The organism is Vibrio hibernica (assembly GCF_015223435.1).
Taxonomy (GTDB): Bacteria; Pseudomonadota; Gammaproteobacteria; order Enterobacterales; family Vibrionaceae; genus Vibrio; species Vibrio hibernica.
The window spans coordinates 43864-58142 of the sequence record NZ_VHKO01000005.1; the positions used below are offsets into that span (position 1 = coordinate 43864).

The 14279-nt window shown below is 39.0% G+C and carries 14 protein-coding genes; 7 read left to right on the forward strand and 7 right to left on the reverse strand.

Going from position 1 to position 14279, the window contains the following annotated elements:
- Positions 1–34: 34 nt before the first annotated feature.
- Positions 35–328: a chaperone NapD gene (locus FH976_RS03720; RefSeq protein WP_194089570.1), complete on the reverse strand. Its 294-nt coding sequence runs from the start codon at positions 326–328 to the stop codon at positions 35–37.
- A 55-nt stretch (positions 329–383) separates the two neighbouring features.
- Positions 384–869: a ferredoxin-type protein NapF gene (gene napF, locus FH976_RS03725; protein WP_194089571.1), complete on the reverse strand. Its 486-nt coding sequence runs from the start codon at positions 867–869 to the stop codon at positions 384–386.
- Positions 870–1117: 248 nt separating this feature from the next.
- On the opposite strand from napF, the gene narQ reads away from it, so the two are divergent.
- Both narQ and FH976_RS03735 read left to right on the forward strand, forming a co-directional pair.
- Complete coding sequence (narQ, locus tag FH976_RS03730; RefSeq protein ID WP_324187407.1) at positions 1118–2869, forward strand: nitrate/nitrite two-component system sensor histidine kinase NarQ; 1752 nt, start codon at positions 1118–1120, stop codon at positions 2867–2869.
- The gene (locus FH976_RS03735) at positions 2856–3479 is read left to right on the forward strand and encodes a response regulator (protein WP_194089572.1); all 624 of its coding nucleotides are present in this window, start codon (positions 2856–2858) and stop codon (positions 3477–3479) included. The genes narQ and FH976_RS03735 overlap by 14 nt, the downstream gene beginning before the upstream one ends.
- Positions 3480–3632: 153 nt before the next feature.
- Here FH976_RS03735 and pstB read toward each other — a convergent pair whose 3' ends face one another.
- From pstB to FH976_RS03760, 5 genes are all read right to left on the reverse strand, one after another.
- Complete coding sequence (gene pstB, locus FH976_RS03740) at positions 3633–4382, reverse strand: phosphate ABC transporter ATP-binding protein PstB (protein ID WP_194089573.1); 750 nt, start codon at positions 4380–4382, stop codon at positions 3633–3635.
- A gap of 104 nt (positions 4383–4486) precedes the next feature.
- Positions 4487–5374, reverse strand: coding sequence for a phosphate ABC transporter permease PstA (pstA, locus tag FH976_RS03745; protein WP_194089657.1), 888 nt, complete (start codon positions 5372–5374; stop codon positions 4487–4489).
- 59 nt (positions 5375–5433) lie between these two features.
- Positions 5434–6324 carry a phosphate ABC transporter permease subunit PstC gene (pstC, locus tag FH976_RS03750; protein ID WP_194089658.1) on the reverse strand — a complete coding sequence of 297 codons (891 nt, stop codon included), beginning with the start codon at positions 6322–6324 and terminating at the stop codon, positions 5434–5436.
- A 249-nt stretch (positions 6325–6573) separates the two neighbouring features.
- Positions 6574–7395 carry a phosphate ABC transporter substrate-binding protein gene (locus tag FH976_RS03755; RefSeq protein ID WP_194089574.1) on the reverse strand — a complete coding sequence of 274 codons (822 nt, stop codon included), beginning with the start codon at positions 7393–7395 and terminating at the stop codon, positions 6574–6576.
- A 244-nt stretch (positions 7396–7639) separates the two neighbouring features.
- Entirely contained in the window at positions 7640–8428 is a 789-nt protein-coding gene (locus FH976_RS03760) for a ferredoxin--NADP reductase (protein ID WP_194089575.1), read from the reverse strand.
- A gap of 255 nt (positions 8429–8683) precedes the next feature.
- On the opposite strand from FH976_RS03760, the gene FH976_RS03765 reads away from it, so the two are divergent.
- The 5 genes from FH976_RS03765 to FH976_RS03785 all read left to right on the forward strand — a co-directional run bounded on the left by FH976_RS03765 (position 8684) and on the right by FH976_RS03785 (position 14178).
- Positions 8684–10333, forward strand: a complete 1650-nt coding sequence (locus FH976_RS03765; protein WP_194089576.1) for a phosphoethanolamine transferase — start codon at positions 8684–8686, stop codon at positions 10331–10333.
- A gap of 19 nt (positions 10334–10352) precedes the next feature.
- On the forward strand, positions 10353–10733 hold the full coding sequence (locus FH976_RS03770; RefSeq protein WP_194089577.1) for a diacylglycerol kinase: 381 nt from the start codon (positions 10353–10355) through the stop codon (positions 10731–10733).
- A 131-nt stretch (positions 10734–10864) separates the two neighbouring features.
- Positions 10865–11545, forward strand: coding sequence for a response regulator transcription factor (locus tag FH976_RS03775; protein WP_194089578.1), 681 nt, complete (start codon positions 10865–10867; stop codon positions 11543–11545).
- Positions 11542–12987, forward strand: a complete 1446-nt coding sequence (locus FH976_RS16085) for a sensor histidine kinase (RefSeq protein ID WP_194089579.1) — start codon at positions 11542–11544, stop codon at positions 12985–12987. The genes FH976_RS03775 and FH976_RS16085 overlap by 4 nt, the downstream gene beginning before the upstream one ends.
- A gap of 273 nt (positions 12988–13260) precedes the next feature.
- A complete protein-coding gene (locus tag FH976_RS03785) occupies positions 13261–14178 on the forward strand; it encodes a DUF808 domain-containing protein (RefSeq protein ID WP_194089580.1) in 918 nt (305 codons plus the stop codon).
- Positions 14179–14279: the final 101 nt, after the last annotated feature.

Sequence of the window (14279 nt, forward strand, 5' to 3'; positions counted from 1 at the left end):
TATAATTATTGGTGTTTTCTTGTTTTTGGCTGAATTACTCAGCACTTACAAATTGTGTGTCGCTCATTTCATCATCTTCAAGATCACTTTCAATTTGATGAAAAATTAAAGCAACATTCAGTACATGTTCGAGGTTGTTAATTACATCAATAGTATCAGTGATATAACCTTGATTTTGAGTTTCAACCACGACAACTAATTTGCCTGCTTCACTTTCGCCGTAAATTTCCACACCATCTAAAGATTCTATTTTTGTTTTTATCTCTGTTAGATGCTTTGGTACGACATGAACCACTAAGCTTGAAATGTGCACTTCATTTAGCGCCATATATTACCGCTCTCTTTTAGGTCAGTTTTATTGTTAAGTTAGTTTTATCTTTTCTTTACGTTAACTTGATCTGTATTGCATCAGTTGGACAGACTGAAACACAAGCACCACAACCATTACAATCTTCAGATTCAATATAAGGTTGAGCAACGACACCAACGGCTAATTTAAATCGTATGGCTTGGGTTTCACACATTTCACCACAACTTCGGCATTCGACATTTTGTTTCGCAAGGCAAGTGTGTTGAATGCTTGCTTTGGCTGTCCATGCGGGCTCGTGTTTAGGAAAAAACAACGGCTCAGGACATACTTCAGCGCATTGATAACAAAAAGTACATTCGCCTTTTTGAAAATCCACTACAGGAAATCCACCATCTCCAATTTGAATGATATGTTCAGGGCAATTTTTAATACAAGCGCCACATTGAGTACACATATCGGTAAATCGGTCTTCTTTTGCCCAAGGAAGATGTGGGGTTTCAGATGTTTTCTTACGTGTAAAAAGTTGGCGTCTTGATATATTTATCGATTGACTGGCCACGTACTCACCTTTGTCCAGTTTTGCCTACATTAGAATAAATCTTATGTAGTAAATTCATACTTTTATATCCTTATAAATTGTAGTTTCTTATAGTAAAGCATAAATACCCCTAAAGAGGTAAAGATATGAATAATTTGTTTCAGATCAATTTATTTGGTGCATAAACTTCACACTTTTTTTATTCATCAAGTAACATGAAAAATTAATGAGTGCTTTCTCGCCTCTATATTTCGTTGAAAGGTTATAAAGTGAGCTCAAATGTAAAGCAGTATAACTTGAAAGAGTTGAAAACACCTATCGCGACCAGAATTGGTAAAGGATTGTTGTACATATTATTTCTCGTTATTTTAACCACAGGAACGGCATTAATAACGTTATCTTATAGCTTGCGTGATGCTGAAGTGGTGAACGTAGCAGGTTCATTACGGATGCAAAGTTATCGGCTGGCGTATGATTTACAAAAACAGTCGCCAGAGCTGGAATATCATATCGATTTATTCGGGCAATCATTGCATTCCTCTGCCATGCAATCTCTCAATAGTTTCTTGGTCCCTGAAACTATCCAACAGCAGTATCAAGCCATCGTTCAACGTTGGGATAGGCTTCACCAATTATTAGTATCACCTGAAAGAGCATTATATTTAAATGATGTACAAAGCTTGGTCGATCAGATTGATAATTTTGTGTTTAGTTTGCAAGAATTCTCAGAGGATAAACTTAAACTATTATCTTGGATTGGGGGTGGATGTTTAGGGCTGATTTTATTTATTACGATTGGCATTGTGAATTTTGTGCGTAAAAAAGTGGTAAAGCCGCTCGATCAACTGCTTGATGCGAGCCGGCAAATCCGAGATAAAAACTTTACTATTCAAGTCGATATGCACAATGAAACAGAATTGGGTGTCTTAGCGCTCAGTTATCAAGATATGGCTAAAGAATTAAAGCAATTTTATCAAGGATTGGAAGCTGCTGTCGATAAAAAAACCCATGAATTACAACATGCTAACTCATCGTTACAGATCCTTTATGATTGTTCTGAAGCGCTTTCAAGCTCACGTTTAGCTACCCATAATTATCAAGATGTTATCGATTCCCTCAATAACGTGGAAGGGATGATCGCTTGTCAGTTGTGGATAGATGAGAAAGGGGGCGGTCATACAGAACTTCAATCTGGTTTTGAACGGAATGTACCTTGGCATTCATACCAATTAGAGATTAATGGTATGTTGTTAGGGCAGCTTCGCTGGCAACACCAAACGGACGATGCTGAAAAAGTGCTAATGGACAATATTGGACGTATATTTGCTCGGGCGTTATTTTTTAATCATAGTCAAAAGCAAATTGAGCAATTAATTTTAATGGAAGAACGTGCCACGATCGCACGAGAATTACATGATTCGTTAGCGCAGTCTTTATCGTATTTGAAAATTCAAATGACACTCTTACGCCGTAATTTGGATCAAGATTTTTGCCAACAACGCTGTACGATTTCAACCGAAATTGTTCAAGAAGTCGATTTGGTTTTGTCACAAGCCTATACTCAACTTCGAGAGTTATTGAGTACCTTTAGGCTCAATATTAAAGAAGCAGATTTCGGTGAAGCACTTAATCAAATGTTGATACCACTGGACGCTCAAACCAACGCGATGTTAGTGATAGACAATCAATTGCTTTCAATTGAACTGGATGCCCAGCAGCAAGTACATTTATTACAAGTTATTCGGGAGGCAGTTTTGAATGCAATAAAGCATGCTGAGTGTGATGAGATTACCGTATATTGTGGTGTAGAGAATAGACAAATAGTGGTTAGCATAATAGATGATGGTATTGGGTTTGATCCTGCACAACCAAAGCCGAATCATTACGGATTATCTATTATGCAAGAGCGAGCTTCAAGGCTGTTGGCAACGTGTGAATTTAATACCCAAATAGGGTCAGGTTGCGAAGTGAAGCTCACTATGGATATGGACACAAAGGAATATAAGAATGAAAGTGTGTAAAGTTATATTAGTTGATGATCATCCTTTAATGCGTCGTGGTATTGGTCAGTTACTTGGCCTTGAGGATTGTTTCGAAGTCGTGGCAGAAGCCAGTAATGGTGTAGAGGCGATTGCATTGGCCCATCAACATCAACCCGATATGATTCTATTGGATTTAAATATGAAAGGCATGTCGGGGTTAGATACGCTTAAAGCGATGCGTAAAGAAGGCATCGACAGCCAAATTATCATTTTGACGGTATCGGATAACCCAGCGGATATTGATACCTTGATCAAAGCGGAAGCGGATGGTTATTTATTAAAAGATACTGAACCAGAAGAATTGATTCGTTTGTTGCAACAGGCTCAATTAGGTAATCGAGTGTACAGCGATTTAGTACATGAGCACTTACTGAACCGAGATAATAAAGAAAATGTATTGGATCAACTCACTGACAGAGAAATGCAGATTTTAAAAGAAGTGGCTAAGGGATACCGCAATAAACAAATTGCTGATCACCTGTTTATTTCAGAATCGACAGTCAAAGTGCATATGAAAAGTTTATTGAAAAAAATGCAGGTTTCCTCTCGTACTGCTGCCACCGTTTTATATTTAGCAATAAGCTCTTAGGGGCATGTGATTTTTGTGGTTAAATTTTGTTTAGATAAAACCGTTTAATGAGGAAAGCAGATTAGATCCTTAATACAAAAAAGCCCCTCTAAGTTGAGGGGCAAAGTTCCATCGCTTTTATAGTTATTCTTTTAATATAGTCTTGCCTGGTTATTAACCAAAATCACCGTTTACATAGCCTTGGGTACGGTCGTCCTTTGGGTTACTAAAGATGACAGACGTTTCATTGTGTTCAACCAGTTCTCCCATTAAGAAGAAAGCCGTACGATCTGATATCCGACGTGCCTGCTGCATAGAGTGAGTGACGATCACAATGGTGAATTCTTTTTTCAGAGATTCCATCAAATCTTCAATTTTATGCGTTGCAATAGGATCAAGCGCTGAAGTTGGCTCATCCATTAAAATAACATCTGGCTGCATGGCAATCGTGCGGGCAATGCATAAACGTTGCTGTTGACCACCCGATAGGCCAAAGGCATGGGATTTCAAGCGGGCTTTTACTTCATCCCATAAGGCTGCACCACGTAATGATTTCTCGACCACGGCATCAATGTGTTTCTTATCTTTAATTCCTTGAGCTCGCAATCCATAAGCCACGTTTTCATAAATGCTCATTGGAAATGGGTTTGGTTTTTGAAATACCATTCCTACTTTAATGCGTAAATCCGCTACATCAATATTACCGTAGATATCATTATCATCCATGGTGACTTTACCGGTAATTTTTACGCCAGCAATTAAATCATTCATGCGGTTTAAGCAGCGAAGTAAAGTTGATTTACCACAACCTGAAGGGCCGATTAATGCGGTTACTTTCTTTTGTGGGATGGGTAGGTTGATGCTTTTTAATGCTTGGTTGTCGCCGTAAAATAAGTCTAGATTTTCAATATTAAATTTGTTCATTTTATCATTCTCTTTTCTTTTCAAATCCGCTTATTTCGATGATGAAGAGAAGCGGATTTGTCAGTAATCATTTAAGTTCAGCGTTAGTGCTGATATATACCGTATTAGTAATTGGCTTTATTAAAGCGACTGCCGAGTAATTTGGTTAGCATGTTGATGATGAGGACTAATACAATCAAAACAGTGGCAGTGCCATAAGCTTGGTTCCATTCATCGATGGTAAATAGCTCGGTGGTGAGTTTGTAAAGATGTACGGTTAAGGTTCGGCCTGAGTCAAACACGGATTCAGGGATCCGCGCGACCATACCAGCGGTTAAAAAGACCGGAGCAGACTCACCAATAACGCGGCCAATGCTCAATATGACCGCGGTAATAATACCGGGCATGGCACTGGGTAGAATTAAGCGCCAAATAGTGTAGATTTTAGACGCGCCCAAACCATAAGATCCTTCACGGTAAGTCTGTGCTACCGCCATTAACGATTCTTCAGTGGTTCGAATAATCACAGGCAGAATCAAAATACTGAGCGTTAATGCACCGGATAAGAGAGAAAAACCAAATCCCATTACAGTGACAAAAAACGTCATGCCAAATAAGCCAAAGATAATCGATGGGATACCGGCTAAAGATTCGGTACAAAAACGAATGACTTTGACTAATTTACTACCTGGTTTAGCGTATTCCGTTAAGTAGATTGCGGTCATAATACCCAGTGGCGCGGCAACGGCAATAGAGGCAATAACCATATAAATGGTAGTAATAATCATCGGGAAGATACCCTGCTCATCTCCTGTACGGGTGTAATCATCGGTGATGAAATTCCAATCAACATACTGTAAGCCGTTCGACAGGATGTACCACATGATCCAAAATAAAAATCCAACCGTTAATCCAGCAGAAACCCAAATAAACACATTCATTAATACATCTTTGAATTGACGCTGCTTTTTTAACTTGTGACGCAACTCTTGAGAGATAACGGGTTGAGACATTACTGGTTGAGAAAGTACGGATTGATCATCGATTTGTGTAGAGTGAATAGTCATAAGAATTACCTCGCTTTCTGGCGGTTAAGGTAAAGCAAACCAGCATTTAAAATCATGATAAAGGCGAGTAAAACCACACCAGTAGCATAGAGTGCACTTGCATGAATGCCACTTGCGTATGACATTTCAATCGCAATGTTAGCCGTTAAGGTTCGAGCAGAATCTAAGATCCCTTCTGGCATCGCGGGGGCGTTGCCCATTACCATTATGATTGCCATCGTTTCACCAAGTGCGCGTGCGATACCTAAAATAACCGCCGTCATAATGCCAGATCGAGCCGCCGGAACGAGGACTTTAAAGATGGTGTAAGTTTTAGAGGCTCCGAGTGCCAATGATGCTTCTTTATAAGCTTGAGGTACGGCTCGAATTGAGGTTTCTGATACAGTAATTACCGTGGGAAGGATCATGACGCCTAGAACGATTATCCCCGCTAAAATGGTATTACCCGCGGGAATATTAAAGATGTTTTGAATGAGCGGTACGATGATTATTAGCCCGAAGAAGCCGTAAACAACCGATGGAATACCTGCCAGTAATTCCACTGCAGGACGGATGACGTCCGCCAGTTTTTTAGGCGCAATCTCGGCAATAAAAACAGCCGTTAATAATCCAATTGGAACTCCGACTACAACTGCGCCAAATGTCGAGACGACAGAGGCGACGATCATAGTGTAAATGCCATAGAGCGCTGGTGGTAACCAGTTATCACCAAAGACAATGGCCGAGACGCCAACAGCTTTAAAGGCAGGAAGACTTTCCGCAACAATAAAATAGGCGATAAGCGCCAGTGAAACGATCCCTACAATCGCACTGCCTAAAAACAGGATGTGGAAGATTCTCTCTCTCCAATCGATACCTGACTTTTGGCGCAGATTTGGTTTAGGACTTACATCCATACTTTGACTAAGATCAACATGTGGTTCGCGATGATCGGTTGTCTTTTTCGTTTTGGCGACAGTATTCATAAGCTTGTCACTATTTTTTAGTCACTATTTGTTTATTACTCAGATGAGATAACAAGCAGTGGCGATGGTCATAATCAAACTCACATTTCGGTTTATCATTTAAATGAATAATAGCCGAAATGGAAAATAAGCTGAGCTCTCACGAACTCAGCAATAATTTAAAGGGTAGCGTTTGAAATCTTAGTGGATGTCGATGTAGCCATGAGATGTCACGAGTTTTTGTGCATCTTTCGTTAACATCCAATCAAGGAACTTTTGTGCTGATGGTGAAGGTTTACCTTCGTGGTATAACACAAGGAATGGGCGAGAAACTTTGTAAGTGCCGTTTTTAATATTCGCAACCGTTGCATCAACACCATCAATCGATAAAGCATGGACAGAGTTATCAACCGTGCCTAATGAAATGTAGCCAATCGCGTAAGGGTTACTTGCCACCATGGTTTTTAGACCGCCGTTACCATTAGCCACTTGAGCACGCTGAGAAATTGCAGAAACTTCTATTTTGTTGACTTTCATTTTCAGATCCATGATGTCTTCAAAAGCACCGCGCGTACCTGAAGCCGTATCACGTGTAATGGTTACGATAGGCTTATCTTCGCCGCCGACTTGTTTCCAGTTTGAAACTTCACCTTTGTAGATTGAGGTAACTTGTGCAGCCGTTAAACCTTTCACAGTGTTTTTTGGGTTAACCACCACTGCGATACCATCATGAGCGATGATTTCTTCTTTTAAGTTTGATTCTTTTTCTTCAGGTTTTAGATTGCGAGATGACATGCCTAAATCGGCAGAATCATTTTTTGCCGCTTTAATCCCAGCCGATGAGCCAGGGCCTTGAACTTCAATGAAAACATCTGGATTTGCTTTGGTATAAGTTTCGGAGAACACTTCCATTAATGGGGTAACACTGCTTGAACCAACCGCAGAGATCGTTTCTTTTGCTGATACAGAAGTTGCGCCTAGTACACCAAGAATTGCTAAGGTGCTGATTAATGTTTTTTTCATACCTAATTTCCTTTAGTGGCATCATGCCGTTGAGTTATTCAGTTGACGAGAGCCACTCTAAGGTTGAAGTATGACAGTTGTGTGACAGTAATTTGAAAGGTAGATGACAGGAGGGAAGGCGGACTATTTTTCTTTAACTAGGAAGGGCTAAATTCGCTACTGCAAGTTGAAGGCAGTAGCGAGATAAAAATCTATATAGGGATAATGATTATCCGAATTCACCACCAATATATTCCGATAATCATTACCAATAATTTTCGAAACTAAATTGACCGGATTCACGCCTTAAATGTTTTTTATAGCCCATTGCTTCTAGTGTATCTCTGGTGTCGTGCACCATGTTTGGATTGCCGCATAAATAAAAGAAGCTATGTTCTTTGGTTAATGGAACATGAGCGGCTGCGGCTAATTGGCCTGATTCAAGTACAGAAGGAATTCGGCCTTGTAACGCTCCTTTTACTGTTTCACGCGAAACAATGGGAACATAACGAAGCTTGCCTTGATACGCTTTCATTAACTCAATGATTTTCTCTTTATAAACTAACTCAGCTTGAGTGCGTACGGCATGTACTAAAACTAAGTGTTCAAAGTTTTGACATGATTTTGTTTCTTCTAATATCGATAAAAATGGGCCGATGCCAGTACCGGTAGACAACATCCATAAATCTTTTGTATTGGTTGGGACTTCCTCTAATGTCATAAATCCTGAAGGTTGAGTGCCGACATAAATATCATCCCCGATCTGTAAATGTCCTAAGTGAGGCGTGAGCTGTCCTTGCGGTATCTCGATGATTAGAAATTCTAACAGCAGTTGATCATCTTGAAGTGTTGGCTTATTCACCATTGAATAGGCACGTCTTACCCATTCGTCTTGTTGATTCAGTAACGCCAGTTTTGAAAATTGCCCTGCAATAAAGGCAGGAGAGGGATAAGCATTGGCAGGGACTTGAACCGTGAGCGAAAAAAGGTGTTCCGCCCAATCAGTACGTTGAATAACACGGCCCGTTGTAAAACCGAGAGGAATATCTTTCATTAGCAACTCCTTATTCATATTTACAGTATTTCTATCTTATTCCCCATGATGATCATAAACAAGATTAGTTATCATTTACCTCATCTTATCGTTGGCACAAAGTGTCGATTATTCCGTATCTTTACTATTTATATTTGTCGTTACTTCTTATTGTGAGCGTTATTTAGTTGAGTTAAGGCAAGATTCAGCTTGTCTTCAGTAAACCTTAAGTTTCAGAGTTTATCTTTGCTTCACTTTGATTTTATAGGTTTCCCCATGAGCAACGTTCTGTCTAATAAATGGTTCAATATCGTTTCGCGTCCGACTATGAAAGTGACGACTTTGATTGTCATACTCTCCATATACTATGGTTTTGTGCTGAACTACCCAATAGTAAGTCGTATTTTTTCATTAAGCACCGATGTGCCAGATTTTTGGTTTCCTTATACGGCGCCGTTTGTGCTGTGTTTTGCCTTTATGGTGATATTTTCCTTACTGGCGTGGCCTGCTATTTTTAAACCGATTATGGCGGTTATTACCCTTACTTCTGCCATCGCTTTGTATGGCATAGTGACGTACAACATCTTGTTTGATATATCGATGGTAGAAAATGTTTTCGGAACGAATTCATCTGAAATTTCATTTTACCTTACCTTCCGCTCAGCCTTGTATTTTGTGGTGTTTGGCCTGATCCCGTCGATATTGATCTTGTGGGTGAAGCTTGAGTATAGGTCGTCTGTTCTAAAAGAATTACTTAGTCGTATTATTGTCGTGATGATTGCAGTTTGTGGAATCGCGTTGATTGCAGTGACCACTTACAAAGATTATGCCTCGGTAGGAAGAAATAATAAGTATTTAAACAAAATGATTATTCCTGCTCATGTTTATAATACGTTCCAATATGTGAACAGAAATTTCTTAATAAAGCCTTTAAAGTATGTTTCTCTTGGGCAAGACGCTGCGTTGAAACCGGTAGAAAATAAAAAACCGACTTTAGTGGTGTTTGTTTTGGGTGAAACGGCTCGTAGTATGAATTTTACGGCCAATGGTTACGCTCGTGATACTGAGCCATATACCAAAGGCTTAGGGCTAATTTCGTTTCAAGATGTGTCTTCTTGCGGAACTTATACCGCATTGTCTGTCCCGTGTATGTTCTCGAATATGGATCGCAGTAATTACAAAAAAGCACGTGCCAATAGTCAAGATAATGCTTTAGATATTATTGCAAAAAGTGGTGTAAAAACCTTATGGATTGATAATGATGGAGGGGATAAGGGAGTGGCGAAAAAAACCGCGTTGATTAATGTTGATCCGAAAAAACACCCAAAATTATGTAATGGAGAAACGTGTTTTGATGAAGTGATGTTAAAAGAAGCACAGCCATTTTTAGAGTCAGATAACAGTAAAAATAAGCTTTTAGTCTTGCATACAATTGGCAGCCATGGGCCAACCTATTTCCAACGTTTTCCTGCTGAAAAGGCGAAGTTTGCACCTTGGTGTAATAGTAAAGATATAGAGCAATGCAGCGATCAAGAAATAACTAACGTTTACGATAATACATTGGTATATACTGACTACTTTTTGTCGCAAGTGGTTAAAACGTTGGAGCAATATTCCGACAAATATAATGTGGCAATGATGTATATGTCCGACCACGGTGAGTCATTGGGCGAACTTGGTTTATATTTGCATGGCACGCCTTATGCACTTGCGCCGAAAGAGCAAACAACCGTTCCATGGTTAATGTGGATACCGAAACAATACGCTACTCAAAAGCACATTAATCTGGATTGTGTGAAGAGTGAGTCTCAAAAAATGGGCTACTCTCATGATAATTTATTCCATAGTGTTATTGGTTTTATGGGTGTGACAACCAAAGAGAAAAATGATCAAAAAGATTTATTTTCAATTTGCCAATCAAAATAATATTAATTGAGTTTTAAAAATGAACGAAAAAGAAATAGTCAAACGCACCGGCATCAGTCGTCTTATGTATACGCTGGTACATAGTTCTAATGGTGTGAAGTGGTTGGTAAAAAATGAAGCCGCGTTCCAACAAGAATTGATATTGTTTGTGCCGCTAACGGTGATTGCTTTATGGCTTGATATTCCAGCCATGCACACATTAGCGATTATGTTATCGATGATGTTTGTCTTATTTGCTGAAATGACCAATACCGCGATTGAAGCGGTGGTTGACCGTGTTGGTTTGGATTACCATGAACTTGCTGGTGTGGCAAAAAATGTCGGTTCAGCGATAGTGACATTAAGTTTAATCATGTCTGCAATGGTGTGGGGCGTGGTGTTATTTACCCATTTTTCATAAAATAATCAATGTGATTGGTAAAAGTTAAGGTCCACATGTTGGGCCTTTTTATTGAGCCTTTACTATCATTTGAGTGTGATTGATTTAGTGTTTACTTAATACTGAAACGCATTAATACCCTGTGAGAAATTATGAAATTATTGATCATCGAAGATTCTGAAGCGTTACGTCGAAGCATTATGGTTGGCCTAAATAATCTTGGTTTTACGGTTGATGAAGCTGGAGATGGTGCAACAGGTTTAAGCATGGCGTTGCTGAATCCGTATGATTTGATCATTTTAGATTTAATGCTTCCTAATGTTGATGGCATGGATATTTTAAAGTCACTCAGAAGGCAAAATATTGAAACTAAAGTGATCATCTTATCGGCTAAAAATCTAACGAAAGATAAAATAGATGGTTTGATGCAAGGTGCAGATGATTATTTAACGAAACCATTTTCATTTGAAGAGTTGCATGCCAGAATTCTTGCGTTATTGCGTCGTGGCCAAACCAACCAAGTGAGCAATAGCCACCACATTGCGGGTTTTACACTTGATCTTGAAACAAAGAATTTTTCCTATCTTAATCACATCATCGATTTAACTCGCAATGAATTTAAGATCATTGAATGTTTATTTCTGGCCCAAGGGCGAGTGGTGAATGTTGAAATGATCAGCGAAGCCGTAATGGGTAACTTTGATCATTTATCCAAAAATACCATTGAATCACACCTGTCATCGGTACGAAAAAAAGCGCGTGAATGCGGTGGTGATTTACCCATTAAAAATAAGCGCGGTTTTGGCTATATTATAGAAAAGAGTGCATCGTGAAGAATAAAAAGCCTCGTTCAATCAAGCGTAATTTAGTGAATTCAATATCACTGTTATTCGGTGTGATTATTTTTGCCGTTTACTTATCCGTTGATTTAAGTATGGATGGTTGGGCAGATTCACAATTTGATAAAGCCTTAGTCAATAAAACAAATTATTTGAAATCCTTAGTGCGTGTCACTGATGATAAAGTTGACTTTGATGACACCATGATGAGTGAATCCACAGATAATGAGGATATTCATTATTATCAGCTATGGTATCAAGATAATATCTTCAAACGCTCTAATTCATTAAATTCTTACCCAGATTATGAGCTGTTAAAAATACCTTTACCGCTCAATACCACTCAAATTCTTGATGTAAGATTGCCAAATGGGGAAACCGGAAGAGCGTCTATTTCCTACTTTCTTCCTGATTCAGAGTTGTTAAATACAAATCACGTTCATCCTGCTTATCTGGCACTGTACGAATCGAATGACTCTTTAGAGAACATGTTGCTATTTTTGGATGTGTTACTCGTGGTCAGCTTTTTCTTTTCTATTTTCTTAATGCGCTATATCGCCACTCGGATTGTTAACAAGGGTTTAGCGCCATTACAGTACCTTAATGAAGAGATCAAAAAAATTGAGGTAAACTTGAATCGAGGAGACTCTACGGTTCAACTAATTGAAGTTCCTGCATCAGAAATACCAATTGAAGAAATTGCGCCAATACGTAAAGAATTGAATGCGTTTATTACGGCAAATCAGCTTTTTTTACAAAATGAACAACGGTTAACCAGTGATATTGCTCATGAACTTAAAACGCCTATTGCTGAGATCATGAGTTTAAGCGAAGTCTATATTCGTTATCCAAATGATGAGCGTATAGGGAAAACCTACAAAGACGATATGTTGAAAATATCCACGAGAATGAAGAACATTGTGGATAAACTGCTGCTTCTGCATCGTTCTTCATCGAAGTTGCTGCAGCTTGAGTATGATGATGTTGATACTGAAATAATGATCCAGCAAGTGCTAGATGATTTGTTATTCAAAGCGCCTAATATTCAAGAAAGAGTGACATGCGATCTGAAAACGAGTCTTTTGTATGGCGATTCATTTTCTCTTAATGTGATTATTAATAACTTGCTTGATAATGCGCTGTTTTATAGCCCCGATGGCTCTAAAGTTGATATTGAAATCCTACCGACTGGTGATGAAAATCAATGGCAGTTACAGGTTAGTAATAATCTATGCCAACCACTCAGTCAGCAAGATATTGAGCATATTTTAGATCCTATGTATCAAGCCGATAGTTCCAGAACGTCTAATGAACGACATGGCTTAGGGCTTGCGATCGTGAATAATATTTGCAAGCAAAATGCGTATCAATTGACTTTTAATACTGATATTCCGGGTCACATTATTTTTAGTGTTGGGCCGATTTTATCGGTATGAAATGCTCATTCGGACATCATAAATGAGGAAATAAAAGACTGAAAAGCTTCTGTTTTTATTTTTTCATATTACGCTAAGATGACTACATAATAGGCACTATTTATAATGGTAAAGTCTATTACCCCCCTTCATATTATGCATCTTTGCACCTCTACCTAATGCTGGTCGTTAGGTAGATATTTCTTTATTATCCAGCCAATAAAAATGCCTTTGAGTATATATTTTTCTATTATCGTATTATGATCTAGATCTGATTTTTATTTAGGAAAACTCATGGCCGGATTAAGCCTACTCACGTTATTAGATGATATTGCCTCTGTACTGGATGATGTGGCCGTGATGTCAAAAGTGGCCGCTAAAAAAACCGTTGGTGTATTAGGTGATGACTTAGCATTAAATGCTCAACAAGTTTCGGGTGTGCGGGCTGAACGTGAGATCCCTGTGGTATGGGGTGTAGCGAAAGGGTCGTTTCGTAATAAGTTGATTTTAGTACCGTCTGCTTTACTCGTGAGTGCGCTTGCGCCTTGGTTGATCACCCCAGTATTATTAATTGGCGGCTTGTATTTATGCTACGAAGGCGCAGAAAAGGTACTGGAAAAATATCTTCATCATGAACATCCTATCAATAAGCAATCAGATGCCGATCAAGGCAATAATGATCTGACTCCTGAGGATTTAATGGCCTATGAACAAAAGAAAATCAAAGGCGCGATTCGTACCGATTTTATTTTGTCACTAGAAATCATCGTGATTGCATTGGGGATCGTGCGAGGACATCCGCAATTAACTCAAATTGCAGTTGTGAGTCTTATTGCATTTATGATGACGTGTGGCGTTTATGGGCTTGTCGCTGGTATTGTCAAATTAGATGATTTAGGTTTTTATTTACAACGTAAAAGCCAAGGCAAGGGCGCTCTTAGTTTTTTCGGTAATGGCCTTGTTGCGATGGCGCCTAAACTAATGAAAGTGCTCACCGTGGTTGGTACTGTGGCGATGTTTTTAGTGGGCGGGGGCATCATTGAGCACAGTCTATCAATGGTGCATCACTGGACATTGGCACTTAATGCCCCTTTTGCAGCGCTGACGTTTGTGAACGCAATCACGCCCCTCGTCATTAGCGGTTTATTAGGTTTAATCGCGGGGTCAATATTAGTTGGCATTGGACAAGTGTTTTTGAAGTTGAAGCATTAGATTCGAAATTGTTTTTTATAATGGGTCAAGTCTCCATATAGTCCTATTTCAAGACTTACCTACAAGCTGTACCTAAATGATGAGTATTGTCATTTAGGTGC